27 protein-coding genes are annotated in these 26493 nt (G+C 56.1%); 19 read left to right on the forward strand and 8 right to left on the reverse strand.

The annotated features are described in order from the left end of the window. Positions 1–38 precede the first annotated feature (38 nt). The 6 genes from V6093_RS03140 (at position 39) to V6093_RS03165 (ending at position 9675) form a co-directional block, all read left to right on the forward strand. Positions 39–659: a glycoside hydrolase family 19 protein gene (locus V6093_RS03140; RefSeq protein ID WP_080756800.1), complete on the forward strand. Its 621-nt coding sequence runs from the start codon at positions 39–41 to the stop codon at positions 657–659. Positions 660–1303: 644 nt separating this feature from the next. After that, positions 1304–2878, forward strand: coding sequence for a diguanylate cyclase (locus V6093_RS03145; RefSeq protein WP_265978831.1), 1575 nt, complete (start codon positions 1304–1306; stop codon positions 2876–2878). Positions 2879–3195: 317 nt separating this feature from the next. Next, entirely contained in the window at positions 3196–3441 is a 246-nt protein-coding gene (locus V6093_RS03150; protein WP_265978829.1) for a hypothetical protein, read from the forward strand. A 32-nt stretch (positions 3442–3473) separates the two neighbouring features. After that, on the forward strand, positions 3474–4514 hold the full coding sequence (locus V6093_RS03155) for a DUF4238 domain-containing protein (RefSeq protein ID WP_265978827.1): 1041 nt from the start codon (positions 3474–3476) through the stop codon (positions 4512–4514). A 153-nt stretch (positions 4515–4667) separates the two neighbouring features. Beyond that, complete coding sequence (locus V6093_RS03160; protein ID WP_265978825.1) at positions 4668–5498, forward strand: hypothetical protein; 831 nt, start codon at positions 4668–4670, stop codon at positions 5496–5498. A 370-nt stretch (positions 5499–5868) separates the two neighbouring features. Then, positions 5869–9675, forward strand: a complete 3807-nt coding sequence (locus V6093_RS03165) for an SIR2 family protein (protein WP_265978823.1) — start codon at positions 5869–5871, stop codon at positions 9673–9675. 502 nt (positions 9676–10177) lie between these two features. On the opposite strand, the gene V6093_RS03170 is transcribed toward V6093_RS03165, so the two are convergent. The 3 genes from V6093_RS03170 to V6093_RS03180 form a co-directional block, all read right to left on the reverse strand. Then, positions 10178–10774 (reverse strand): hypothetical protein, encoded by a 597-nt coding sequence (locus V6093_RS03170; protein WP_265978821.1) that lies wholly within the window; start codon positions 10772–10774, stop codon positions 10178–10180. A gap of 326 nt (positions 10775–11100) precedes the next feature. Further along, on the reverse strand, positions 11101–12174 hold the full coding sequence (locus V6093_RS03175) for an AAA family ATPase (protein WP_406669698.1): 1074 nt from the start codon (positions 12172–12174) through the stop codon (positions 11101–11103). A 733-nt stretch (positions 12175–12907) separates the two neighbouring features. Next, positions 12908–13807 (reverse strand): LysR family transcriptional regulator, encoded by a 900-nt coding sequence (locus tag V6093_RS03180; protein ID WP_041168429.1) that lies wholly within the window; start codon positions 13805–13807, stop codon positions 12908–12910. A 93-nt stretch (positions 13808–13900) separates the two neighbouring features. On the opposite strand from V6093_RS03180, the gene V6093_RS03185 reads away from it, so the two are divergent. The 8 genes from V6093_RS03185 (at position 13901) to V6093_RS03220 (ending at position 20367) form a co-directional block, all read left to right on the forward strand. Further along, the gene (locus V6093_RS03185; RefSeq protein ID WP_104961800.1) at positions 13901–14848 is read left to right on the forward strand and encodes a ketopantoate reductase family protein; all 948 of its coding nucleotides are present in this window, start codon (positions 13901–13903) and stop codon (positions 14846–14848) included. Next, the gene (locus V6093_RS03190) at positions 14845–15243 is read left to right on the forward strand and encodes a VOC family protein (protein WP_060537965.1); all 399 of its coding nucleotides are present in this window, start codon (positions 14845–14847) and stop codon (positions 15241–15243) included. Before V6093_RS03185 ends, V6093_RS03190 begins: the two co-directional genes overlap by 4 nt. Further along, entirely contained in the window at positions 15240–15695 is a 456-nt protein-coding gene (locus V6093_RS03195; protein WP_019751728.1) for a MaoC/PaaZ C-terminal domain-containing protein, read from the forward strand. Before V6093_RS03190 ends, V6093_RS03195 begins: the two co-directional genes overlap by 4 nt. After that, entirely contained in the window at positions 15692–16924 is a 1233-nt protein-coding gene (locus tag V6093_RS03200) for a CaiB/BaiF CoA-transferase family protein (protein ID WP_047604899.1), read from the forward strand. The genes V6093_RS03195 and V6093_RS03200 overlap by 4 nt, the downstream gene beginning before the upstream one ends. Next, positions 16921–17739: a shikimate dehydrogenase gene (aroE, locus tag V6093_RS03205; protein ID WP_014756512.1), complete on the forward strand. Its 819-nt coding sequence runs from the start codon at positions 16921–16923 to the stop codon at positions 17737–17739. The genes V6093_RS03200 and aroE overlap by 4 nt, the downstream gene beginning before the upstream one ends. Positions 17740–17743: 4 nt before the next feature. Continuing rightward, complete coding sequence (gene aroQ / locus V6093_RS03210) at positions 17744–18181, forward strand: type II 3-dehydroquinate dehydratase (protein WP_003248245.1); 438 nt, start codon at positions 17744–17746, stop codon at positions 18179–18181. A 140-nt stretch (positions 18182–18321) separates the two neighbouring features. Beyond that, complete coding sequence (locus V6093_RS03215) at positions 18322–19719, forward strand: MFS transporter (RefSeq protein WP_070096537.1); 1398 nt, start codon at positions 18322–18324, stop codon at positions 19717–19719. 390 nt (positions 19720–20109) lie between these two features. Next, a complete protein-coding gene (locus tag V6093_RS03220) occupies positions 20110–20367 on the forward strand; it encodes a hypothetical protein (RefSeq protein WP_003248248.1) in 258 nt (85 codons plus the stop codon). Positions 20368–20420: 53 nt separating this feature from the next. On the opposite strand, the gene V6093_RS03225 is transcribed toward V6093_RS03220, so the two are convergent. The 3 genes from V6093_RS03225 to V6093_RS03235 all read right to left on the reverse strand — a co-directional run bounded on the left by V6093_RS03225 (position 20421) and on the right by V6093_RS03235 (position 22289). After that, positions 20421–21113 (reverse strand): anti-sigma factor domain-containing protein, encoded by a 693-nt coding sequence (locus V6093_RS03225; RefSeq protein ID WP_047604896.1) that lies wholly within the window; start codon positions 21111–21113, stop codon positions 20421–20423. Then, positions 21110–21658, reverse strand: coding sequence for a sigma-70 family RNA polymerase sigma factor (locus V6093_RS03230; protein WP_003248253.1), 549 nt, complete (start codon positions 21656–21658; stop codon positions 21110–21112). Before V6093_RS03230 ends, V6093_RS03225 begins: the two co-directional genes overlap by 4 nt. Positions 21659–21761: 103 nt before the next feature. After that, on the reverse strand, positions 21762–22289 hold the full coding sequence (locus V6093_RS03235) for a DUF3455 domain-containing protein (RefSeq protein ID WP_047604895.1): 528 nt from the start codon (positions 22287–22289) through the stop codon (positions 21762–21764). Positions 22290–22506: 217 nt separating this feature from the next. Here V6093_RS03235 and V6093_RS03240 point away from each other — a divergent pair, with 217 nt between their 5' ends. From V6093_RS03240 to V6093_RS03250, 3 genes are all read left to right on the forward strand, one after another. After that, positions 22507–22794 carry a hypothetical protein gene (locus tag V6093_RS03240; protein ID WP_012052457.1) on the forward strand — a complete coding sequence of 96 codons (288 nt, stop codon included), beginning with the start codon at positions 22507–22509 and terminating at the stop codon, positions 22792–22794. Between the two features lie 403 nt (positions 22795–23197). Beyond that, complete coding sequence (locus V6093_RS03245) at positions 23198–23566, forward strand: hypothetical protein (RefSeq protein ID WP_010953909.1); 369 nt, start codon at positions 23198–23200, stop codon at positions 23564–23566. Between the two features lie 199 nt (positions 23567–23765). Beyond that, a complete protein-coding gene (locus V6093_RS03250) occupies positions 23766–24074 on the forward strand; it encodes a hypothetical protein (protein ID WP_003248263.1) in 309 nt (102 codons plus the stop codon). A 223-nt stretch (positions 24075–24297) separates the two neighbouring features. Here V6093_RS03250 and V6093_RS03255 read toward each other — a convergent pair whose 3' ends face one another. After that, complete coding sequence (locus tag V6093_RS03255; protein WP_003248269.1) at positions 24298–24498, reverse strand: hypothetical protein; 201 nt, start codon at positions 24496–24498, stop codon at positions 24298–24300. A 167-nt stretch (positions 24499–24665) separates the two neighbouring features. Here V6093_RS03255 and V6093_RS03260 point away from each other — a divergent pair, with 167 nt between their 5' ends. Further along, positions 24666–25025 carry a hypothetical protein gene (locus V6093_RS03260; RefSeq protein WP_179053027.1) on the forward strand — a complete coding sequence of 120 codons (360 nt, stop codon included), beginning with the start codon at positions 24666–24668 and terminating at the stop codon, positions 25023–25025. Between the two features lie 42 nt (positions 25026–25067). On the opposite strand, the gene V6093_RS03265 is transcribed toward V6093_RS03260, so the two are convergent. Then, positions 25068–25274, reverse strand: coding sequence for a hypothetical protein (locus tag V6093_RS03265; RefSeq protein WP_003248274.1), 207 nt, complete (start codon positions 25272–25274; stop codon positions 25068–25070). A 228-nt stretch (positions 25275–25502) separates the two neighbouring features. Here V6093_RS03265 and V6093_RS03270 point away from each other — a divergent pair, with 228 nt between their 5' ends. Further along, positions 25503–26483 (forward strand): quinone oxidoreductase, encoded by a 981-nt coding sequence (locus V6093_RS03270; protein WP_179053028.1) that lies wholly within the window; start codon positions 25503–25505, stop codon positions 26481–26483. The last annotated feature ends 10 nt before the right edge of the window (positions 26484–26493 follow it).

Below are 26493 nucleotides of genomic sequence, written 5' to 3' on the forward strand. Positions count from 1 at the left end.
AAACGTTATGCGGGTACAGCACCTGCGTAGGAGCGATGATGAGTATTAACAGAGATTTTTTCTTCGAGCATATCCGGGGCGCACTGTTTGAAGGTTCTATTCGCCAACATCAACTTGAAGGGATCGTTGCGATTCTCGACAAATGGGAGGCGGAATCACCCAAAGACGATGATCGTTGGCTCGCCTACATGCTGGGCACTGCTCACCATGAGACCGGCCGAACGATGCAGCCGGTGCGAGAAACCTTTGCGCCCACCGACGCAGATGCCATCAAACGGCTCGAAAAAGCTTGGATAGCCGGCAAGTTGGCGTGGGTGAAAACACCCTATTGGAATCCTGACGCGGCGGGTAAGTCGTGGTTTGGAAGAGGGTTCGTTCAGATCACCCACAAGTCAAATTATGAAAGGCTTGGCAAGGCTATCAAAGTCGATCTCACCGCTGACCCAGACCAGGCGATGGAGGTAGATACAGCCTTGAAAATCATGTTCGTGGGTATGCGAAACGGTCTGTTCACCTCAGTCAAGCTCGCTGATTTCTTCAATAAAACCAGAGAGGATTGGGTGCAAGCGCGCAAGATCATCAATGGGTTGGAAAGTGCCGATAAGGTGTCGAGTTACGCGAAGGCCTATTATGCAGCGATCAGTTATACGGTTGGCTGACTCGCCGAGCGAGAGGTTGTGGTGGACGCCGTTCTTCCTTCAGTGCCGCCGCCTCAAAGCTTATTCATTACCTGATGCACGGGAGGCAGCGTCCGCTGAGCATGGAGTCGGCGGTGTTCAGGGGCCTGCCTAGGAGTCTCCATCGTAAGCCAATTCTGGCTATGACTGCACGCTATAGTGTGCCGGTCACAGCAGTCTGGGAAGAAGTATCGGAAAGCAGGCGCTCTTACGAAATGGGTTGCGCCGCGCGGATCATCAAGTGCCGCTGGCGAATGTCGGACCGTTACAGTCGCTTTCAAAGCGCCTTGCAGGTCTGAAGATTTTGTCGAGGTTATTGTCCAAGTCCTCTTAACACTCTCATTCACCTTCTGGGTGGCCCCGTAGTAGCTCCCAATCTGTTCGTTGACATAAATTACAAGTAGAGAAGCAGCGCATCTGGCGAATGTTTGGCAGCACCAGCCGCATACCACCAATGATGTCAGAATGGTGGCCGATGAAAAAACGTGAGATCATAGGATCGAAACCTTCTGTGGTTTGACGTAGGGGCCCTACCGGATACGCCATCAGACGCAAGGAAAGCGTGTTTAGCCCAATGGCGACGCCGCTTCACCAAACCGCATGCCTTCAGCATCCGGACACACCCAATGCCTACTCGGCCATGCCCCAAGCTCAACCTACGCATCCTCCTCCTGGCGTTCGTGCTCATCGCGGCTTTCTCAACGTTAGCTAACACATTCTGGGTCATGCTCACGACTCAAAGAGCTGAACTGGTTGAAAACGCACTTCAAACCAACGAAGCCTACGCCTCTCGGATCGCAGATAGCCTGGAGGGGGTTTTAACGTCCGACCTCGATCGCTTGCGTTACGCAGCTACCTCGATTGGAGAAAATTTCTCCGACCAAAGCGCTTTAACAAAAGAAGCGCATCGCCTTCTGAACCAGGACCGTAGCTTCAACTCGGTGCTCATCGCAGATGCCGAAGGAAAAGTCATCGCGTCCGCTCCGCGCAGCATGCGCCTGGACGGGCAACTGCTGCAAAATCGATTACCTCTATCCAAGCGGGAGCCTATGATCAGTGATGCCTTCCAATCATTGACTGATCATCTGGTAGTGTTCGTTTCACACCCCGTTTTCAACCGCAACAAGCAATATCTCGGTATGGTGGGCGGAAGCCTCAGACTCGAGCAAAAGAATACTATCCAAGCGCTGATGGACCTGAACGTACGCGAAGATGGTGCTTATATTTTTCTCGTTGATAGCCAGCGCCGAATACTGTTCCACCCTGACCCGAAAAAAATTGGAGAGGTCTTGGTGGCTAACCGTCTTGTTGATGCCGCGCTCGATCACACCAACGGATCGATGCAGGCGATCAATGAAAGTGGGAATGAAGTGCTGGCCGGATACGCCACAATCCCTAGCAGCCACTGGGGGGTAGTATCCCAGCAGCCGCTCGCCAGTATACAGGCGAGCTTGGAGAGCACCGCGAAGAAAGTCGCAAAAGGTGTTGCGCCACTCGGTCTGTTTGGCCTCCTAATGGTCTGGTGGATTGGGCGGAAAATTTCTGTACCCCTTTCCCGCTTGGCCGAGAACGCCAAGCGCCTGGACGCACCGGAGTGCTACGAACGCATCATTGCGATACCAGCCGATTATATTGAAAGCTGGCAGATTCGCCGTGCATTGCTCTTAGCAGCCAATCTCCTTCAGGAGAAGATTGGCAGGCTTAATCTCCAAGCTCAAAGCGACCCCTTGACCGGCCTGACGAATCGCAGGGGAATGGATGAAGCGATAGGTTTATGGCAAGAAACCCTCAAGTCATTCGCAGTCATCTCAGTAGACATAGATCACTTCAAAGCCGTCAACGATACTTATGGCCACGGGGTTGGTGATGAAACTTTACTCGAGGTGGCCCGGCTGATGAAACAAGCTTCGCGACCAGATGATTTGGTCTGTCGAGTAGGGGGCGAAGAATTTGTGTTATTACTCCCAAATAGCCCAGCCTCTGTTGCGACAAATGTTGCGGAAAGACTGCGAGCAGTCGTAGCATCGGCGCAGTTCGAAACTGTTGGCCATATAACAATATCGCTAGGCGTCGCCCTCTGGAGAACGGGTGAGCCAGTGACGGCCACCTTTGAAAAGGCAGATCAACTTCTTTACCGAGCCAAGTCTCTAGGCCGTAATCGTGTCGTTTCTGAAAACTTAAACTTACAAGTAGCAGGCTGACGAGAAGGCGCTATAGTGCAGATGCGCCGCCCCTGTGCTTGACCGTTTCAAACACCAGGCTGTGAGGTCTACGTCATGATTCGCAGAGCGTCGTTTTTATTACTCATAGGACAGGGCCGGACGTTTGAGTGGTGCTGTGGATAGATGCGTAATAGAGACCAGATGTCCCGCCTAGCGCTATCGATGTTGAATGGACGTCTGCCCACTGCTGAACGTCCGCTGTGGGTCGAAAGCGGTCATCCCGACCGGCAGCTTTCGACCCATTGCTGACGCTCGCAAGAAACACGACAATTTGCGTTCGCTTGGTGAGATGACGCATGGCGATCATAGAAATATCAGAACACGCTGACTGGAAGCTTTTCGAGAGCGTGGCTCAGTGGCTTGAGCGTTTCCTAGGCGGTTACTGGAAGAAAAAAATTGATGGGCTGGATCAGCGCTACTGGGATCTGATGGTGGGCGAGCAGACGCTCACCCTGCATCTTGAGCACTATTTAGGCATTTCAGTATGTGTATTTGATAACGCCAATGAGATGGCTCAACAAGTACGTGCGTTGGTTGAATAGGGTGACGCTTCACTTTTTTTATGGAGGCAGAGGTGAGCGAGCTACGTCGCGACAACCATTTTATCCCCAAGCTCTATCTAAAAAACTGGGCTCAAGATGGAAAGATACTTTCTTACCGTCTGCTGGTACCGCACCAGAAGGTCCCCCTATGGAAGGCGCACCCCATCAAAGGGATAGCTTTCCATCAGCATCTCTACACATACACCCAAGGTGACAAGGTCACTGATGAGTTTGAGCGCTGGCTAGATTCGGAGTTTGAGTCTCCTGCTGCTGAGGCAATTCAGCGCGTAGTCCAAGAGCAGCGGCTCTCCAGAGACGACTGGAGGAGGCTGATTAGCTTTGCGTTGTGCCAGGATCTTCGCACTCCTGCTCACATGCGGCAATTTCTAGAGCGCCTGCAAAGAATGCTCCCTGAAATGATTGATCAAACCATCGAACGGAGCATTACTCGTCTTAGGAACGCGGCTGTTCACGGCACTCCTTTGGAGAGCAATCCAAAAGCCCTCAAACCTTCATCATTTGATGATTGTCCTTTTAGGCTTACATCTATCCCGGAGCCCGATGGGACGCATACTCTCAAAGCCGAGGCGGTTGTTGGAAGGCGCACATGGCTTTGGCAAATGCGTATGCTGTTGACAGAAACCATCCAAAAGATTGAGCCCAAAGGGTGGACGGTTCTTCATGCTCCTCCAGGCATGACTTGGCCTACCTCGGACAACCCATTAATCCGTGTTGGGGTGTGCGACGATGGAAGCTATAAGTTCGGGACCGGGTGGAAGTCTGATAAAGCAGACCTTCTGTTGCCCATCAGTCCAAAGCACCTCCTGCACTGCACTGTAGGCCAGCGGCCCGCTGTACGCGGATCTGTCGTTGACAGGAGACTTGCTCAGACGATTCGGCGCATGATCGTCCAGCACGCAGATCAATACGTCTTTTCGGTTGATACAGCCGACATTGCCGAGCTGCGGCCGCGTGTTGTTGATTCTCAGCGATACGCTGAAGAACTCCGAGGCTGGAAAAATTGGGGACGTGAGCAGGACCAGGTTGAAAGGAGATTCTCTGGCGGATCATGAACCATTCTGGCTTGGGAAGTTGCTTCTCGGCTGCAATTCGGCCTGCAATTGGCCGCTAGTAACCTTCCGTCAAGGGCGTCTAATGGCGACAGCGGCCAGTCACCTCTGACCGCTAACGACCCAAAGCAGACGCCCAGCGAAGACCGCGAAGAGGTGATCGATGATGAAATAGCCTATATTGCCTTTTTGTGCATTACATCAGGAAGCGAGAAATCCATGTCTGATTTTATCCGAGAAACACCTGCTGCACTCAAGTGGACAGCAGAGGCTGAGCAGCGATACCAAGGAGGGAAATTCGGAAAAATTGTCCGCGCCGTTATTTGGACGGATGAGTGCGATGAAAATGGTCAGCTATTAGTTGCTGTCGATCCAGTAAGACTAGTTACTAAAATAAACAGCGAACCTTTTACTCTTCTTGAGAATCATGATCCTGGTCGGCCAAAGGGGCAACTACTAGAAGGCGCACTATTTGAAAGCAGGGAAGGCAGAAAATTTGTCGTCGCAGTCATTGGATACTATGCAGGTGGCGAGGTTTTGAATTTTCTTGACCTGGGTGTGGATATTAGTACGCCCGCTCCGTCACCTTTGGAACTTCCGAGTTTGCCTGATGATGTGTGGATCGAAATTGCGACGGATGCAAGAGAGGTGGCTGACGATTGGGTGGATGAGGTGACGATTGACTCGCCTATCATAGTCGAGCGCTCTCAACTGTCCCACAATGCAGCCGACTCATTCATAGACCTGATTAGGATTGGGCTCCCCTACGTACTAATTGTTTGGAATCCCTTTGTGACTGCGGTTGCTTCTGAGGCAGGTAAAGCTTCCTACGCTGAAATTCATGCGTGGCTCCGGAAATTACTCAGTCGAATGGCCGACAGACGGAATCCTATACTCGATTTCCATTCATATCAGAATGTTGTCAGGTTTCATTTCTGTTCAGGGGGAAAGATGAGAAAAAACTTCATGAGGCCATGGATGCTTTAGCTGGTGCGGGGGCTCAAGCAGCCCGATTAATTTCGCGGCTCAAAGCTCAAGGAAAGGTAAGCCGTCAAATAGTCTATGAGTTCGACAAAGAAGCAACTCTCTGGGTGCCTTCGTTTGTTCTGCTAAATGACGATAGGATCATTACTGACAATCTAGCACTTATTGCGATTGAAAATCTTCCGAACGGGTTGAGTCTCGGTTTGACTCGAACTAATTCGCTCTGAAACAGAGTCAAAATTTTAGCTTATGCCCGTCCGACAGCCTCCACGAAAGGAATCTCTGGGGCGGGAGGGGCGGTCATGAATGACCGCTAACGATCCCTAACAGCCCTCCCTAAGAGGCGCTATATATTTTAGTGGTGTGTTGACTTATGAGATTTTACGCCAGTGGTCCCTCGATACCAGATGTTTTACTAGAACGTTGCGATGCCGGTCGCGTGGTGTTTCTATGTGGTGCAGGAGTATCAATTCCGTCTGGAATGCCCACATTTATCGGGCTGACTCAATACGTCATCGATTTCTTCGGTCCGCCTGACGATTCGGAAATTATGACTTCGTTTCTACCGTGGTTGATTAGTGAGTCCGATTCGAACGTGCCGCTGGACCAAATTTTTAACCTTCTTCATTTAGAGTATGGCAAGGATGAGGTTAATGCCCTGGTCACAGAGCGGTTAAGTGTTTCTTTGGAAGGTCATAATTTTGGGCGGGAACACAACCTTATAAAACGCATTTCTTCTAGTCAGAGTGGAATGCCACAGATTGTAACGACAAATTTTGATAGGTTATTTGAGTTGCCGGGGAGCTCTGGGCAACTGAAGTTGCATGTTCCTCCTGCTTTCCCAAATCTGAATTTTGGTTTGAATATAGAAGGTATTACCTATCTACACGGAAGGCTAGTAGAAACAGCCGCAGAAAGTCACCCTTATGTTTTAAGTAGCGCCGATTTCGGGCGGGCCTATCTTTCAGAGGGGTGGGCGACAAACTTCATTAGGCATCTCCTTGAGCGTTATACGGTTGTTCTGGTTGGTTACAAGGCCGAAGATCCGCCGGTAAAGTATCTGCTTCAGGGGCTGAATCATGATGGCCAATATGATCGATCCAAGCTCTATGCCTTTGACCGGGGGGCAGTTGAAGACGTCGAAGTCAAATGGCGTGATCGAGGTGTTACTGGTATCGCTTATGCCGATCACTCAGACTTGTGGAAAAGCATGGAGGCTTGGGCTGAGAGGTCCGATGATCCGCGCAAGTGGCGTTTATCCACGATTGCTAAGAGTCAGAGGGACCCAAAGGAGTTGATGCCACATGAGCGAGGTCAAGTTGCTCATGTGCTTCGCACTGTACAGGGTGCGAGAGCGTTTTCAGAGGCTGAGCCTGTACCACATCCAGAGTGGATATGCGTGATGGATGCTAATGTCCGATCAGCCGAGAAGAGTAGCGGTTATGGGAGTAAAAGAGAAATATTTGATCCTGTTATCCATTATGGGATTGATGATGACCTGATAGACATCTCTGAAAATGAGCGCAGGCAAGGGGTCAATAATGACAATATTCTTGTGTGGCGAGAGGAGGATGATAACCCACACGACTCCCATCGTTTAGGTGGGCGGCAGGTAGAGGGCTTAGAGAGTACGCCCAAAAGGCTTGGTCACCTTATATCTTGGATTTGCAAGTCTATCAATAGTCCTGTTTTGGCTTGGTGGGCAGTTCGCCAGAATGGACTGCATCCTAGGTTGCTTCACCAAATTCAGTGGCATCTGAGGCATTCCAACCCCCTCAACGAACGTGCTCGTCATTTATGGCGGCTAATTGTTGAGCATCATCAAGATCCTCGCAATCGTCGATGGAATGGTGAGTGGTTTGACTTTAAAAACTTGATTGACGCAGAAGGTTGGACTCCTAATGCCCTACGAGAGTTTCGGAGGTTCGCGACGCCAAAATTGCAGATTAGCCTCCCATCTGGCTTAGGGAAGTCAATGCCTCCATCAGCATCTTGGGAGGAAATAGATTATGACGACTTGGGACGGTTTGAGGTCTCGTTCCTTGATCGACATAATGAAGAGTTACAGGTTCCAGATAGTCAGTTAAGCCAGGTATTTGGGATTTTGGAGCAACAGTTGACTGTTGTATCCAGTTTGCTGGAAGATGTCGATGTTAAATTTTTCGACACACCCACCTGTTATCCAGGGCGTGATATAGGTGGGCGCGAGCGGGTCACAAGTACAGCTGAGCCTATGATTTGGTTCGTTCAGCTTTTTGATAGAATGGCTTCCATATGGCCAGAGATTGCAAGAGCGCACGCAACTACCTGGTCTATGAATGATCAATTTTTCTTTAGGAAGTTAAAGTTATACGCATTTAGTAAGGTTGATGTCTTTGATGCGGATCATGTGGCGCAGGCGGTTTTGGGCTTGAGTCAGGAGGCATTGTGGGACACTGACGTGGTTCGTGAATTGCTTTTTTTGCTTACTGATCGGTGGGCACAGTTTCCAAATGATTACCAGAGAAGAATTGCGGAGCGGATTATCGCCGGTCCTGATCAGCAATCTCACTGGTCTGATGAAGAGTTTCATGAAGCCAGAGATAGGATTGCGGCCAAGTATGCTCGATATCTCGAAATTCAGGGCTGCAATTTGGATTGCGAACTCAGTCAGCGGCTTAAGGAAATCATTGGCGGGATTCCTGAGTGGAGCGACGGTTGGGCAACCTCTACAGTAACCATACATGGTTCGAGGGTAGGTTGGGTGGGTACTGACGAAACTCCCGACAAACTTATGAATATTCCCGTTAACGAAGTGATCTCCAAGGCTAAAGAAGACCATCAGCGAGACTTCGACAGCTTTACTGATAAGCGACCTTTTGCAGGGTTGGTGAAGACTAACCCTAGGAAGGCGCTTTCTGCATTAACATTTGAAGGTAAGAGAGGTGAATACCCAACTGCGTTCTGGAACTCCATGATCAGCGATATTCCAGCGGATATTTCCCCCAGAATGAAGCGGTTATTTATAAATAGACTGGCGCGCCTTCCGAACGTGGCTGTTGTCGAGCTGCGATACGTATTGACAAGATGGCTAGAGCAAAATATTAGGGCTGCCTTGGATTTTGATAGTGCCCTCGCTTGGGCTGTGTATGATAATGTTGTTGACGGAATTTTTAGTGGTGATGCTGGTGCTACTGAGAGCGGGGTGGGTGAGGTTCGCTGTGGTGGAAAGGTTGTCGAGCGATCACGTCGAACTTACAGCTATGCGATCAATGGTCCCGTTGGTATGTGCGCAGCCGCTCTTCTTCATGCAGTTCCAGGTAGTCGGCAGGGCGCGAATTCGTTAATTCTAGTCAACATAAAATCTCGTGTTGAAAGGCTCTTTTCTGCCCAGGGAGAGGGCGCAGATCACGCTGTTTCTATCGTGGCTCGTGAATTGAATTGGCTTATGTTTGTCGATCCGGTTTGGACTAAGCATAAACTTATCCCGATGTTGTCCTTCGATCATCCAGTCTCAGAGCCTGCTTGGAATGGATTTCTTCATGCAGATATGCCCGCACCTGAGTTGGCAGAGGTCATTAAGCCGCTATTGCTTAATTTAATTCCTTGGATCAACGGTTTGTCTTGGGAGCGCAATCTATCTCAGGTAGCCTCTCAATGGTTGGGGTTGATGAGGATTTTTCATCCGGACAGCCCAAGCGGGCTTACGCGAATCGAAATGCGCTCGGTGATTCGGGATATGTCCGATGATGAGCGAAATCAGTTCATTTTCTGGTTGGGGCTAGTTGGGAAGCAGAATAAGAACGGTTGGGTGGAGCACGTGATTCCTTTCATTAATATGGATTGGCCAAGGGAACGCCGATATAGGACCTCCGCTTCGATAAAAGCATGGATCGGCCTACTCGATGACACGGGCGAATATTTTCCGAAGGTGTATGAGGCGGTTAAGAAATTTTTGGTGCCGGTGGAGATAAGTGACCATCCGTTTTACCGATTTACCCAGGTTATTGGTAATGAAAAACCGATTGCCGTTCTTCATCCTGAAGTTACGCTCGATCTGATGGACGCAGTTACTCCATGCGTGCTGACCCGACCTCCTTACGAATTACCGAGCATACTTGCATTGGTAGTTGAGAGTGCGCCCAGCCTTCAATCGGATACACGCTATTTGCGCCTAATTGAACTTGTAGAGGCAAGCTGAGAAACCAGATAAATAACCAAGGGTCGGAAGCAAGGGGGCTTTCGACCCTGGGGGTTAGGCTCCAGTTTCAACCGATCTGCATTTCTGCGCCAATCAGCACTCTACTGCATTGATCCCGTAGTCAGCCTTTCATTCCTTCAACACTTTATGGTTGGGCAATCCCTTTGGCTAGTGAGGTGTGAAGCGCAGTTGCTCAACCACTTGTGGCCGTTACCAGTATCGTTGAAGGTGGAACGGACTATCTATAATGGGTCGATTGCAGCCGTTCGCGACTGACTGCTCGACCCAAAGCTGACGGTGGCGACAGGCAAAAATCGACCAGAAACTACCATTGCCTCAGATGCGACGCCCGCCAAAAACAGGTTGGTGCGGCCCAGCATGAGGGGTGGCAAAGAGGTTGGTAGATCTCTAAGAAACTTGGGGCAATTTACGATGCCCATGCACGGGTTCTCTCTGGCCAGGCTTGTTGGGCGCGTCGCGCACTTCATCAATACGTGGATGCTCAGCCTTGAGCATCTGTGTCGCTGTCCGGACTGCTGGGCGACGGCAGGGCCAACATGGGCTTGGGGTCTGGAGCAGGTAGTCGCATCGACGTTATAAGCTCGTGTAGAAAAGGATCAATCAGACTAAGCGGGTCATCATCCTGTTTCAGCTCTTCGGACAGGGCGGTTAGCATAGTACCTGAGGTGTTCTTAAGCGTGGCTAGCGTACCCCCAGACTTATCGATGGGTGAATCGGGTAGCATTGCAAGTAAAGCCTTAACAACCTCAGGCTGGTTGTTCAACTTCGCCATCAATGCATCCAGCATCAATTTATCTGGGGGTGCCGGCGGAGCTATGCCTTGAGCCTGATCAATAGTGTCGACTTCAAGATCATTTAATTTGAAAAATTCGTAAGTATATAATGCCTTAGGATCATCATTCAAAAGAGAAAACTGGACAAGCATGGCTGTGCCTTCCTGCTCTTGAAGTCTTAATATAAAATCTTCGTAACGCTCGTAATTTGGATGAATAATACGATATGCATCTTTGTCTGCGTGGTGGGCATGGATGGTTTTAGCATCTTTTAATATGGCGACCTTGTCTTTCTTTATTTCCATGTTGCATCTTTTGCAAGCAACGGATAAATTCGAAATTACATAGGTAAGTGCTTTGCAGTGACTTTTCGGTACGATGTGTTCTCGATCTACCATAAAGTTACTGCCACCCCATAAATTTGTACGACAGTAGCAGCAGAGATTATGCTGTCGATCCAAGTGGAAAGATTTTATTCTTCCCCGAAGAGATTTTATTACCGCTAGAACTGGTTTCATTTCATCCTGCTCTAGCGTCCAGGAGTCCTTGAGAGTGAGTACGTACTCAATCGCATCTTGCTCTTCTTTTGAGAGAAGAAATGTGGAGAGTGCGGGAGTGTGCGCGTCGTATATCAATTGTTATTTTCCTGAATTTGAAAGGCTAACTTTCGTGCGGCTTCAAACACGTCGTGTTGACGGGGGTCAAATGAAGAGCTTTCCGCATTTTTCAGGAAAGATAACGTATCTTCCAACGTCGCTTTGCGTGATGCTAGCTTCCCAAGTACCGACGAAATTTTCTCGCTCAAGTATCGGCTTTCCGGAGGAACGGTTTCAAATTGCTCCCAGAGCGTTTCCTCAATGTTGATGGCATCAGAGTTGCTAAAGCTATCATTTTCGGGATGGTAAAACACGCATCCGATATCGGTGTTAAGTTGCGCGCCGGTGACGATCAAGGGCGAGTGAGTGGCGATCGTGACCTCGACTTCATGATACCCCAGCAACCCCAATAACATTGATACATATTCTCGTTGCCATAGAGGGTGCAGACTGTTCTCGGGCTCGTCAATAAAGACGTGCTTTGCATCTTTAACTTCACTCAGAATGAACATGAATGAGGTGATTAGGCTCAATTGACCGGAACTAGCATGCTGAAGCGGGATGTACATCCTATCTTGGTTGATTAGACTTATCTCTATCGGGTTAATAATTCTGTTTTTTCTGAGTTCGGACTCCTCATTGAGTAAGACTTCTAAGATGGAAAGGTCGGAAACTTTAAAGTCTTCATCAAAGTTTATATGAAATTCTGCTGAATGATCTTGGCGAAATATCCCTGACGCGACCTTTAAAATATCCAAGCGGTGATCTTGCTTGTAAGGGGAAGAGAAAGCCGTCAAGTAGCTGCTAGTCGCTGTGACTCGCACGCGCAGGTATGGCGCGTAGCCACAATAGTTGAGAACTCTTGCCATTTGGTTCAGTCGATGTGAACCTTCCGATAACATTTTTTTGAGTATGGACTTAATTATGGTATTGGGGCGAGATGCGGGGTTTTTGGCAGAAAATCGTTTGGTAAGTTTTAGTTTTTGCGATTTGTCATGGATTGTGTTGCAAACCAAAATTGTACCAGAGGCTTCATTTTTTTGAGCTTGTTCAATCAAATACTGACTTTTTCCTATGCCGTTACGTCCCACTACAAAACAGAGCTGCATATGAATACCTTTTGCCATTTCCTTGAGTTATCTATTAAGCCTAAGTAAAGGTGAGGCGATAGGACGGATAAGATAACTAATAAAGGTTGAAGCCCCACCATGAAAGCTAAAGTGCAATCTTCGCAAACGTTGATCTATAACCTCTGGGATAGAATTCGAGACGGATTTTTACCTGCCTATCTGATACAGAAAGGACTTCCGGACGGAGCCCGAAAAAGGTGTACATGCTTTGCATGTGAGCTTCCTGCAGATTTCATGTGCTTCCTCGACTGGCCCTATGGTGGCCCTTCGCCCTGCTGTAATCAATGCTTCTGATGACTCCTGGCGGACATCCGTGCCTACTGGGGTAAGCAGGGCATCATCGACGGCAGCTGGAAACCTCCGGTTATCAATAAAACCCACTGACGCCAGCATTTCATAGAGTGGCCCGCTAGTGGCCGTCCGATACCTTTGAGCAGTAGAGCGAGGATGGGAATCAAGTAAAGGAATTTCGCCCTGACAGCGCTGGTATCAGATTGTATAGCCGTTTTCAGTCGGGACCTCGTCCTACCCGAACGTCCGCTTCTGGCCGTTAGCTGCCTGTCGCGAAAGGCGGCAATGGGTCGAAAGCGGCCGGTCGTGAATGTCAATTTACGACCCAAGCCCATCCTTCGCGAAGATAGGCGCGCGGCCAGAGCGGATGGCTTGAATCAGACCTGCTATCCAAGTCGAAACGGGAGCCTGCTTGGCGGGCTTACTGAAACAATCCGCGAACGACTTCCCTCAACCATCGATTTCCATTGTCCTGATGATAGCGGGCATGCCAATGCTGTTTGACCGTGAACCCCTCCACTTCGAACGGGCAGTCATGGACCTGTAGCCCATGCATATCGGCCAGTGTCTGCCCGATATGCCGCGGCAAGGTGCCCAGGAGATCGGTAGTCCCGATTATCATCCCTAACCCGAGAAACGCTGGCAGCTCGAGCATGATCCGCCGTTCTATCCCGGCCCGCGCCAATCCCGCTTCCAGCAGCTTCTGCCCGGTGCCGAAACTGATCTGCACATGCCCCTCGGCCCGATACCGCTCCAGGCTCATGCCATCGCCCAGGCGCGGATGCTGCGGGTTGCTCAGGCACACCCAGTCCTGCTCGAACAGCACCTGCTGATACATCCCCCCTCCCAGCCAGGGCACGAAGCCGATGGCCAGGTCCGCTTCGCCCGACTCCAGCGCGCTCTCGGTATTGCCGTCGATCCGCGCCGCCTCCAGGCGGATGCCCGGTGCATGGCTGCGCAGATGGTTGAGGATGCTGGGCAGCAAGGTGATGTGGCTGGCATCGCTGACACACAGGCGAAAACGCCGCTGCGCTGTGGCGGCGATGAACTGCGGCTCCCAGGCGGTCAGCCGGCGCAGCGATTCCAGCACCTCGCGGCACGGCCCTATCAGCTGATCGGCGCGGGGGGTAGGGGCCATGCCGCCCGGCGTACGCACGAACAGCGGGTCGTTCAATTGCTCGCGCAGGCGCGCCAGCCAGATGCTGATGGTCGGCTGGCTCTGCCCTAACTGTTCGGCGGCACGGGTCACGCTGCGGCATTGGTACAGCACGTCGAACAGCTGCAGCAGCTTGGGTTCGGGCAGGGGCTCCAGGGTAGTCATTATTGAAATACTCAATAGCTGTATTGAGGTCATTGTATAGCGCAAATAAACCCCGCTGCATAAGGTGATCGCAAATCACAGGAGGTCTGCGACGTGAAAATCTGCATTCTGGGCGCCGGTGCACTGGGTTGCGCCATTGGCGCGGCCCTGAGCGAGGCAGGGCATGAAACCTGGCTGCTGAACCGCGGCCGCGCGCATGTCGAGGCGATGAACCAGCATGGTCTGCGGGTGCAGGACGAACGGGGCGAGCGCTATGTACCGGTCAACGCGGCCATCGAAGCCGAAGACGTTGGCGTGACCGACTTGGTGGTGGTGCTGGTGAAGTCGTTTCACACTGCCGAGGCCATCGCCGGTGCCCTCGCGCTGATAGGCCCACAGACGCTGGTGCTGTCGCTGCAAAACGGCCTCGGCCACGAGGACATCCTGGCCGAAGTGGTGGGTCGCCAGCGGGTGCTGGCTGGCAAGACCTATGTCGGCGGCGTGCTCCTCGCACCGGGCTCGATCCGCGCCGGTGTGGCCGGCAAACAGACTTTCATCGGTGAGCTCGACGGCCAGCTGACGCCCCGCGTGCAGGCCATCGCCGAAGCGTTCAACAATGCCGGGCTGGCCACCACGGTCAGCGACAACATCCTCGGCACCATGTGGGACAAGCTGCTGGTCAACGTCGCCACCGGTGCATTGAGCGGCATCACCATGCTCAGCTACGGCCAGCTGTACAGCGAGCCGCTGCTGGAAAGCACCGCCAAGGCCGCCGTGGCCGAGGCCATTGCCGTGGCCGAGCGCGCCGGCATCCGCTTGAGCCTGACCAGCCCCGAGGCTGCCTGGTCACTGGCCGCCGAGGGCCTGCCGGCGAGCTTCCGCACCTCGATGCTGCAGAGCCTGGAAAAAAACTCGATCACCGAAATCGACTTCATCAACGGCTCCGTCGTGCGCTGGGGCCAGCGCCATGGCGTGGCCACGCCGGTCAACGCAACCCTGGTGGCCTGCATCAAGGGTATCGAGCGCGCCATGGCCGATCACCAGAAGAGGGAAACCCCATGAGCCAGTCAAAAGCCTACCTCGAACACGTGGCGTTCTGGGTGCAGGACATTCAGTGGCATATCCGCTTTTTCAGCGAGGTGTGCGGCATGACCATGCGTGAAGTGCAGGGTGACGTCGAGCAGCCGGCACAGTACTGGACCCTCGGCGGCCTGCAGTTCATTCATCAGCCGGACTTCGCTGGCCCGGAAGGGCGCCTGGCGCACCTGGGCATCATGTGCGAAGACCTGGAAGTGGTGCTGGCCGCCGCCCAACGCTTTGGCGTCAGTGAGATGCCCCAGGGCCGAAACTGGCTGCGCCTGCCTGATGGCCTGGCGGTGGAGTTCATCCAGGCGCTGCCGGCCAAATGCGTAGCCCAGGCACTGGCCATCGACCCGCGCGCGGAGGTGCAGGCATGAGCGTGATTGAAAAGTACTGGGACGATGCCCGCGAAGGCGATGAGTGCATCAGCCCGACCTACACCGTGACCCGCGAACGCATCCTGGCCTACGCCGACCTCACCGGCGACCACACCCCGGTACATGTCGATGAGGCCTACGCCAACGCCAGCCACTTTGGCTGCCTGGTCGCCCACGGCCTGTTCGGGCTGTCGATCGCCGACGGCCTGAAGACCCAGTGCGAGTACCGCTTCCTACCGGGCATGTCGCTGGGCTGGACCTGGGACTTCGTGCTGCCGATCAAGGTCAACGACGTGCTCCACGTGCGCATGCGGGTGGGGGCGATGCGCCCGAGCAACAGCCGACCTGGCTGGGGCATCGTGGTGCTGCCTTCGGAACTGATCAACCAGCACGGCGAAGTCGTGCAACGTGGCGAGCACCGGTTGATGGTGCCGCGGAGGGCAGTAGCATGAGCCAGGCATTGCCATTGGCGGGTATCCGCGTCATTGACTACAGCCACTTCCTCGCCGGCCCCTATGTCGGCCGTTGCCTGGCGGCGCTCGGCGCAGAGGTGATCAAGGTCGAGCGGCCGGGTAGCGGCGACGCTGGCCGCCAGCATGCGTTCACCCTGGACGACCAGCAGAGCGGCTATTTCCTGCAGCTGAACATGGGCAAGCAGGGCGTCAGCGTCAACATGAAAGACCCGCGCGGCAAGGCGTTCATGCAGCGCCTGACCGATTCGGCCGACGTGTTCATCGAGAACTACCGCCCCGGCGCCCTGGACAAGCTGGGCCTGGGCTACGCCGAGCTGTCGGCGCGCAACCCGCGCCTGGTGTACTGCTCGATTTCCGCCTACGGCCATACCGGGCCGGACGCCCACCGCGCCGGCTTCGGCCTGATCGCCGAGGCCAAGAGCGGGATCATGCAGATGGTGGGCGTGCCGGGCGAGGCACCGCCGCTGCTGCGTATTTCCCTGGGCGACATGTACACCGGCATCCACGCGGTGGCGGCGATCAATGCCGCGCTGCTCGGCCGGATGAGCAGTGGCCGAGGCCAGCACATCGACATGGCGCTGTACGACACCCTGGTGTCGATGCACGAATACGCGGTGCAGTGTTACACGCTGTCCGGTGGCACTGTGTTGCCCCAGCAGACCGGCCACGACATGCCCACTTCGACCCTGTACGGCGTGTTCCGCGCCACCGACGGCGACCTGGTGATCGCCGCCCAGGTCGACGATGCCTGGCAGCGCTTCGCGGCCATGCTCGAAGCCAACGGCGGCCCGCCCGGGTTCGGCAGCGACCGCCGCTACCACAGCCTCAACGGCCGCAATGCCCACCGCGAGGCGATCCTGGCGGTGGTCCGCGACTGGGTTGGCGCGCGTCGGGTGGCCGAGATCCTCGCGTTGCTCGATGGCATCGACATCCCCAGTGCCAAGGTTCAACGCATCGACGAAGTGCTGGCCGACCCGCAGATCCAGGCACGCAACATGGTCATCGAGCAGCAGCACCCACGCTACGGCACGCTGCGCCTGGCCAACCTGCCGTTCCGCTTTTCCGACTGCGACACCACGATTCACCAAGTAGCCCCGGACCTTGGCCAGCACAACGCCGAAGTGGCCGCTGGGCTTGGCTTCAGCACTGAAGAAATCATTGCCTTGCAGGCGGATGGCGTGTTGTTTACCCACGGAGATGCACGATGAGCGACCGCTACGCAGTGATCGGCCGACCGATCAACCACACCAAGTCCCCGCTGATTCATGGCCTGTTCGCCCAGGCCAGCAACCAGCAGCTGGAATACGGGGCTATCGAGGGCTCGCTGGACGACTTCGAAGCCCAGGTACTGCAGTTTCGTAGCGAAGGCGGGAAGGGCATGAACATCACTGCCCCGTTCAAGCTGCGTGCTTTCGAGCTGGCCGACCGGCGCAGCGAGCGGGCGCAATTGGCACGGGCGGCCAATGCGCTGAAGTTCGAGGATGGCTGCATCGTCGCCGAGAACTTCGATGGCATCGGTTTGCTGCGGGACATCGAAGAGAACCTTGGCGAGCCGCTGCGCAACCGCCGTGTGCTGCTGCTGGGCGCTGGCGGCGCGGTGCGCGGGGCGTTGCTGCCGTTCCTGCAGGCGGGCCCACGCGAGCTGGTGATCGCCAACCGGGACATGGCCAAGGCGCTGGCGCTGCGTAACGAGCTCGATCACCCGCGTCTGCGCATCAGCCGCTACGAAGCGCTGGAAGGGCAATCGTTCGACATCGTGGTCAACGCCACCTCGGCGAGCCTGACCGCTGACTTGCCGCCACTGCCGGCTGATGTGCTGGGTGAGGCGGCCTTGGCCTACGAGCTGGCCTATGGCAAAGGCCTCACGCCTTTCCTGCGCCTGGCCCGCGAGCAGGGCCAGGCGCGCCTGGCCGATGGCGTCGGCATGCTGGTGGAGCAGGCCGCCGAGGCGTTCGCCTGGTGGCGCGGGGTGCGGCCCGACACACGTGCCGTGATCAATCAGCTGACGATTCCCCTGGAGTAGGTCGATGGTCGCCAATGTACTGATGCTGCATGGCATCAACCACAACATGTTCGGCAAGCGCGACCCGCGCCAGTACGGCACAGCGACCCTGGCCGACATCGACCAGGCGTTGCAAGCCCTGGGCGAAGAGCTGGGGGCGCAGGTCGTGAGCTTCCAGAGCAACTTCGAGGGCGCCCTGTGCGAACGCATCCATCAGGCCTATGAGGACCGGGTGGATGCGGTGCTGATCAATGCCGGTGCCTGGACGCATTACAGCTACGGCATTCGTGATGCATTGGCCATTATCGAAGTGCCGGTGGTAGAAGTGCACATGTCCAACATCCATGCCAGGGAGCCGTTCCGCCATCACTCGGTATTTGCCGAGGTGGTGCGCGGGCAGATCTGCGGGTTTGGTGTCGAAACCTACCTGCTGGCGCTGCGTGCGGCGATGAGCATGGTCTGAGCAGGGCCGCATGGCTCGGCGCTCTGAGCGGGTTTACCCGCGAAGCAGGTGAAGCGGGGCATGGCACCGGCTGCGCCGGTGTTCGCGGGTAAACCCGCTCCTACAATCGAGACTCTCCTTTTGCAGAAGGAACTGAACCCTTGGCCACCCCCGCAGTCCCCAACACCGGCATCGCCTTGCTGGTCGCCGTCACCTTCTTCATGGAAAACCTCGACGCCACCGTCATCGCCACCGCGCTGCCGCAGATGGCCCGTGACTTCGCCGAGAACCCGGTCAGCCTGAACATCGGCATCAGCGCCTACCTGCTGGCGGTGGCGGTGTTCATCCCGCTCAGCGGCTGGGTCGCCGATCGCTTCGGCGCGCGCCAGGTGTTCGCCGGGGCCATTGGCCTGTTCACCCTGGCCTCGTGGCTGTGCGGATTGGCACAAACCTTGGAAACTTTCGTCGCCGCACGGGTGCTGCAAGGCATCGGTGGCGCGCTGATGGTACCGGTCGGGCGTCTGGTGGTGCTGCGCACCACCGAGAAGCAGGACCTGGTGAAGGTGCTTGCGGTGATCACCTGGCCCGGGTTGGTGGCGCCGGTGCTCGGCCCACCGATTGGCGGGTTGATCGTCACCCACCTGTCGTGGCCGTGGATCTTCTACCTGAACATCCCGCTCGGCCTGCTGGCCATCGCAGCGGCATGGTGGCTGGTCCCCAACACGCGTGCCAGTGAAGCGCGCCGTTTCGACTGGCTCGGCTTCGTCTTCCTCGCTTCGGCCTGCGCGACCTGGTTGCTGGGCCTGGAGATGCTCGGCTCGCTGTCGGGCGACGGCCTCGGCACAGGCGCTGCACTGGTGGCCGTGGGGGCTCTGCTGACCTGGCTGTCGATTCGCCATTGCCAGCGTCACCCGGCGCCGCTGCTACCGCTGGCTACCCTAGGCATCGCCACGTTCCGCGCCAGCATCATCGGCGGCACGTTGTTCCGCCTGTCGATCAGCGCCTTGCCGTTCCTGATTCCGCTGTTGCTGCAGATCGGTTTCGGCTATTCGCCGGTGGATGCCGGGTTGCTGGTGCTGGCGATCTTCGTCGGCAACCTCGCGATGAAACCGTTCACCACCGGGCTGCTGCGCCGCCACGGCTTTCGTCGAGTGCTGCTGGTCAATGGCTTGATCGGCGTCGGTTGCATTCTCGCGTGCTTGCTCCTGCAGCAGGACATGCCGTGGTACTGGATGGCGCTGGTGCTGTTCATTGGCGGGCTGTCTCGTTCCATGCAGTTCACCACCTACAACGCCATCGGGTTTGCCGAGGTGCCAAAAGCACAGATGGGCCAGGCGTCGACGCTGTTCAGCATGTTCTTCCAACTGGCGATGGCGCTCGGGGTTGCGATTGCGGCCCTGCTGCTGAGGGTCTCGACGATGCTGCGGGGGGGTGAAAGCGAGATGACAGTGGGCGACTTCCGCTGGGCGCTTGTCGGTATCGGCCTGATTGCTTGCGCCGCGTTGGTTGATGCAGTACGCCTGCCGGCCAATGCTGGTGAACAGGTATTGCGTACTTAGCTGTGTTGGGTTCACGGCCACGTCATCAGGGGACAGGTGTTGGAATCGGGTTCCTTTAGGCCATGAACGACCTACAGCGAACGGACAACCGATAACGGGTCGATGGCGGTCATTCACGATCGGCAGCTTTTCGCCCCAAAGCGCACGGGCGTAAAGGGCAGCGGGCACTGAACAGGACGACGCAGATCAAGGCCGTAAGCGTTCCGCCGCCAGCGACGGCGCCTGAAGTGACCGTAGGTGTGGTGGGTGTCGTGCTGCCTACCCATCCAGCATGGATGGAAAGCCAGTAGCGACTTCCGTGACTGCATAGTACGGTCCGCCTTCAACAAGCCACCCGGTTCGTTGCCTTCACCCCCCACGGACCGGGGCTCTCATGACCTGGGAGGTCGAATGGAAGTCGCTACAACGATCAGTCAACAAGAACTGGATAACGCCTTGGTCGCGTTTGCACGCTACAAAATCGGAGAGATCAAGATCTTCGACCTGGAGCAGGCAATGCGCTTCGAAGCAGGCCAAGCCTTGTCCCAAAGCGGGCTGGTCAGGTTCTCAATTACCAAAATGGTGTCAGGACGTTATCGCATCAGCGATGAAGGGGAGAACGCCATCACAGAGGCTGGGCGGGATCGCCTTGAGGTGATCCGCGGCTGACCCTGGCTTCCAGCCTTGCGAAGGCCGCAGTCACGTTCTGCGGCCCTTTCTTGTCATATCACTTTCACCGCGCGACCAATGAACTTCACCGGCCCTGTCGGCAGACCGGTCGGCGAGCCACCGGCTTTCTCCAGCGTCAGCTCGAACAATTGATTGGCCTCCAAGGGTGGCAAACTTTCCAGCGGAACTCGATAGGGTTCGCCCGGTTTGACCAGGCCAAGCGAAACCGGAGCACGCCATTGCTCGCCCTTGGTCCAGAACTGCAGGGCCATGCCGTCGGGGACCGTGTCCCGGCCCAGCGGCAGCAGTTCGATCATGTGGCTGTCGCTGGCCTGCACCACCCAGCCGGGGGCCTGGCTGTTCGGCGCCACCAGCACCACCAGGTATTGCGTGGTAGAGGGGGGCGTTGTCAGCAAGGTAAACGCCAGCAGCAGGCTTGCAGCCAGCCCTGCGGCGCTGAGCCCTTGCCACAGGCCGAGGCGTTGCCACCAGCGAGCCTGCGTGCGCGGTGCGGGTAGCTCATCGAGGCTGCGCTGGATGCGGCGCCACAGGCGGGGGCTCGGTGGCTGCGGGGTAGACAGCGCGGTCAGCTCCAGCAGCCGGGCCTCCCAGGCATCCACGGCGGCGCGAAGCGCGGGGTCGGTACGCAGGCGTTCGGCCGCCGCGGCATATTGCTCCGGCGACAAGGTCCCCAGCACATATTCCCCGGCGAGGCTGTCCAGTTCTTCGGCAGAATCGGGCTTCATTCCAGGCACTCCCGTAGCGCTTTGAGGCTGCGTTTGATCCAGGCCTTGACAGTGCCCAGTGGCGCGCCCAATAAACCGGCTATCTCGGCGTGGCTGCAGCCGTCCACGTAGGCGTGCAGGATGCAGCGTTGCGGTGCGGGCTGCAGTTGTTCAAGACAGCGGTAAATCTTTGCTGAGCCGGACCAGAGGTCAAGGTCATCAATTCTCCCGTGCAATGTTGACGCAGTTTCGGTGTCGGCATCGGTCAGTACAGTTTCACGGCGGGTATCACGTATCGAATTCAGCGCCAGGTGGCGGGTAATGCTGTAGATCCAGCCTCGAGCCGAGCCGCGCGCCGGGTCGTAGCTGGCAGCGCGGGTCCAGATGCGGATGATCGCATCGTGGACGATGTCTTCTGCGGTGGCGTCGTCACGTGCGATACGCCGGGCAACACCCAGCAGGCGCGCGCCTTCGTGATCGTAGAGCGCCTGCAGGGCCCGCCGGTCACCCTGTGCACAGGCTAACAGGCAGCGGTGGAAGTCGAAGGGAGTGGCCGGCGAGTTCAACGTGTGTGGCTTCCTTGTGTAAGGCAAGTACCCCGGCCATCCAGCCGGGGGGCTTGCCATCGAGCGTAGATCATCACTCGCAGGGCGTTGGGTCAGGTGCGTGTCACTTGGCTGTCCAGAACACATAGTCAGCCTGGTACTGGACGACCTGCCTGGCACCTTTGTTCTGCGCCGTGCAGTCGACTGACGGCGCCACACCGCCGTGGGTGGCCAGGCGCTGGATGTAGCTGACCCCCTGCATGGCGCCTTTGCCTTCGGCCGGGTTGGCCTTGACCAGTTGATAGGGGATGGCGCCTTTGTCCGCCGGTGCCACTGCCAACTGGGTGCCAGTGACTTTCGAGCCATCCTTGGCCTGCCAGGTAGCGGGTGGGCCAAAGTAGTCGCCCACCTGTTTACCGCCACGGTCATTGAGCACTGCCTTGGGGCCGACGAAAGTCCATTCGGTCTGACCGGGGGTGTTGGCCTTGTCGCGGCACTCGTAGGTGATCTCGCCGACGCCGACGGTTTCGAGCAGGACGCGATGGCCATCAGGGACTTTGACCGCTTCTGGCAGCGTGGTCTGGGCGTGGGCGGGCTGCAGCGCAAGGGCGAGGCTGCAGGCGAGCAGGCAGGCGGAGTATTTGAAGTTCATGGACAGTGCTCCTGAAAGTCATTGGGCTGGGCAGTCAAAGGCCGCCCACTAGCAATACCCGCCAACGGGCGGACTGGATGCACTGAATGAAAAAAAATGCGTAGCGAGATGAGCCTGCATGTGCTTGCCTACCATCTCGAACGCGCGATGAGCCTCTTTGCTATCGCAGGACTGCTTTAACGCGCGCACCCCCGACAACCCCACGAGGACACTGCAAATGAAGCGTTTGTTACTGGGCCTGTTGCTTGCCGCATCGGGCGCTGCCCACGCCGGTATTCCGCTGTTGAACGCAACATGCCCCGGCAATATCGAGGTCCATGCCGATAAAGGTGGGCCTGTCTACATCAATGGCAAGGAAGCCACGCTGAAAAAATTCAATGACAACTATTTCGAGGCCAAAGGTGGCGGGGTAACGGTATCGTTGTCGATCAACCCGGACGGCTCGCCTGACGTCTCGTATACCGGTAAGAACAAAGCCAATGGCGTATGCCAGATCAAGGACTGACTGCGCGATTGCGCTGTTTGGCGGGCGCGGTGTCAGCGGGCTGCACCTGGGCGCTGGAACGAGAATTGCTGTGACCCCTGAGACATTGATCATGCGGAGTACGCAGAGATGACTCAGGATGACCGCTATTACATGATTTTCAGCGTGGTTGCTGTGCTGGTACTGGATCTGGCGGCGACATATGTGTTTCTCAATGCCATTCCCTGACCCCGGTTATGGGTCAGGCCTTACGCGTAATCGGGGCCAACGCAGGGTGTGAGGAAAACGCCCCGAACCCTATATAGCAAACAAACCTGATGCCCTGTTGTCGTTGCGCAGTAACATGGGCAGGACAAAAACCAAAAAAGGGCAGGCTGCTTGGCAACATTTCCCAGTTTTCGATGGGGCTGCAGGAGCGTGTCGCGTGAAAAACTCAAGATCGCTGGCAGGTGCAATACTGGTAATCGGGGCAGCCTCGTTGTTCGTCGCAGGCTGCGCACAAAACCCGGATGTGCGTGACAGCCACGATTATACCGCTGGCACTACCGTGAAAAGCCCACCCGCCTATCTGGGCTGCGTCAAAGGCGAGCTACAAGGGAATGTGAAAACCTATGAAGTCGAGGGTGATAACGCGGTCAGGCTTTTCGTCGAAAGCACTGACCCCGACAAGGCAGAAGGTCTTGTAGAGTTGCGGGGCACGGGAAGCGAGCGCCACTTCACGGCCTATCAACGTGATGCCTGGTACGACCATGGCAGGTTGCTGGATGCTGCACTGATGTGTTCAAAAGCGTAATCATCCAACCCCACACCAATAGCCCGCCGTCGAGAGCGGGCTTTTTGTCTGCCGATCGCCTGCCCGGCAACGTTCAAAAAGGGCGGGTGGAGCCGGTATGGCCTGAGCAGCGTTGCTTTGCATTTGCCGGCCCCGCCCGTAATAATCGTTGTATTTGGATGGAGAGTCGCAGGTGGAAGCAAGAAGCGTAGTCGCCGAAATGTTCATTGGGATGCCGACGCATTTCTGGGTTTTGCCTGTTGCCGGCCTGGTTGCCTACTACGGGCTGAAGTGGTCCGCCAGATCCAGTAATCGTGCCACCCTGCTACAAGCCTCGACTTACCTGTTGCTGCTGGCACTGGCAGTGCTGCCCAACGGCTTTTATGCACTGTTTCCTCCTGCGCCCGAGCCAGATGTGCTGTTGAATCAAACGCCGTTGCCCAACTACGCAGGGCGCTTCTACCTGGATGCGTTCTATGTCTTCAGTGGCTGGGCGCTGAGCAAAGTGGTCAAGTTAAAGTTCAGCTGAGTCGCAGTTCGCTAGCGGATGCGCTGACGGGATCAGTAATTGCATACCCCTTTGAAACCGGCGCATCTGGGGGACACTGCAATGCTCTCTGAAGATCTGTACATCATGTTCCTGGTTGTCGGCAGTGTGTTGGTCCTGGATATAGCAGCCATCGTATTGTACAGGGGAGCCAAGCCCTGACCCCGGGTTTGGCTCGCAATGGCGCCGGAGTATCCTCAGGGCTTCAGCTTTTCTCCTGTACCTGCAGCACCGAACCTTTGTCGTCAGTTGCCAGCAATCCGATGGCGTCGGTGTCGTCTGATTGTCGCTCGGCAAGGGGGACGTCCGGCGAGCGAAAGATACTATGGCCCTGTTCACCGGTTTTAAGGGTGACGAGTTTGCCGTTCTGATAGAAGAACTGAGTGTGGTTGGCGTTCGTTTGCATGGTATGAAGCCCTGCCGAGTCGTGGTGTGATGTCCCTCGGGAGTTTCACTGTTGCGGCGTGCCCCGGCTACTGGCAGAAATATCAGGTGCGCTACACTGATCCCGCTTGGGCGTCGTCCTGCAGCAAGACTTTGGTTGATTAGTAACGCGGCGTCACGCCCGTTAGAATGCAGCGTATCCATAACGGTCGATTGCAAATGCCTGACATTCGTATTTTTATCGCCACTGTGTTGGTTGCCAGCCTCGCCGGTTGCGCAAGCCCCGGCAAACCCACTGCCAGCAAACTGACCCAAAAATCGCCGCAGCAGTACGCCGCCTGTGTCCTGCCAAAATGGCAGGCGCTGGCCCCACAGGCCACGCAGAAGTCGATAGCCCACGGCTACCGGCTCACGGCGCCAAGCGCCGTGGCAAGCGACGATGTGCTTGATGTGGTTGACGCTCACGAGGGCAGCCGCGCGACTTTCTACAAGGGCAGCTTTCTGTCTGGCGACAAATTACGCCAGGCTGCCAAGCAATGCCTGGATTGAACCCGTGCCCCGAGCGGGTTGAGCCGCCCCGATCTCCTGCAGTTACCCCAACTCATCCCGCTTGTTCAAATGCTCGCATTTCACCTGCGCCTCCGTGCGGCTCGGATAGCTCGGCTTGAGCCGTTCCTTTGCCTGATTGTCATAAATGTCGAACCCTCCACACACGGTAGCGGCGTAGTAGCGGCTGCCAACGCGGAACGATTCCTTTTCGATCGGCACAGCGGGAACGATAACGAATCTTGGTTGCATTTTTCGTGCCTCCCCAGGCAGAGATTTAAGTATTAGTCTCGCAAGAGGTAACCATCAAGCAGCCTCATGAATAAAGGCGCTGGTCCGAACACCGGTGCGTCGACACGTGCTGTCATCAAATGAAAACCCGCTGTCGTCCGATGCGAAGCACCCCGCAAGCCAAGGGCATACAGTCCAATCACCCAACACTGACGCCTGACGTCCAGATCGATGATTGGAGAGACAAGCATGTCCAAAGTGGTACGTTTCCATCAGACCGGTGGCCCCGAGGTATTGCGCTACGAGGACGCCGAGGTTGGCGAGCCCGGCCCCGGGCAGGTTCGTTTGCGCCAGGTGGCGGTGGGCCTGAACTATGCCGACACCTACTTTCGTAACGGCACTTACCCAATCGCGCTGCCCAATGGCATCGGCGTTGAAGCTGCCGGGGTGGTGGAGGCGGTGGGCGAAGGCGTGACCCAGGTGGTGGTCGGTGACCGGGTCACCTATACCGGTTTCCTCAATACCTTGGGTGCCTATTGCACCGAGCGCCTGATCCCCGCTGCGGCGCTGATCAAGCTGCCGGAAACCATTGCCTTCGAGACTGCTGCCGCCATGACCATGCGCGGCCTGACCTCGGCCTACCTGTTACGCCGGCTGTATGACTTCAAACCCGGTGACAGCGTGCTTCTGCATGCGGCTGCTGGCGGGGTGGGCCTGATTGTCGCGCAGTGGGCGCGGCTGCTTGGGCTGAACGTGATCGGCACAGTATCCACCGAGGCCAAGGCCGAGGTGGCCCGCGCTCATGGCTGCAACCACGTCATCAACTACAGCGTCGAAGACGTCGCCAGCCGCGTGCGCGAACTGACCGACGGGGTAGGGGTGAACGTCGTGTTCGACAGTGTCGGCAAGAGCACCTTCACCGGCTCGCTCGATTCGCTCAAGCGCCGCGGGCTGATGGTTTGCGTCGGCACGGCGTCGGGCACCATCCCGCCGTTCGACCCGCAGTTGCTGGCAATCAAGGGTTCGCTGCAGCTTACCCGCCCGGCACTGGCCGACTTCATCGCCGATCCGGCAGAAAAGGCTGACCTGGCCGGCGAATTGTTCGACCACGTCAGCAGCGGGCGCATTCGTATCGAAATCAATCAGCACTACGCCCTGCAGGACGCGGTACAGGCCCACCGTGACCTGGAAGCCCGCAAAACCACGGGCTCGTCGATCTTCGTCATCTGAAGAGGGCAAC

Source organism: Pseudomonas putida group bacterium ESBL64 (genome assembly GCF_045277175.1).
Classification (GTDB): domain Bacteria; phylum Pseudomonadota; class Gammaproteobacteria; order Pseudomonadales; family Pseudomonadaceae; genus Aquipseudomonas; species Aquipseudomonas alloputida.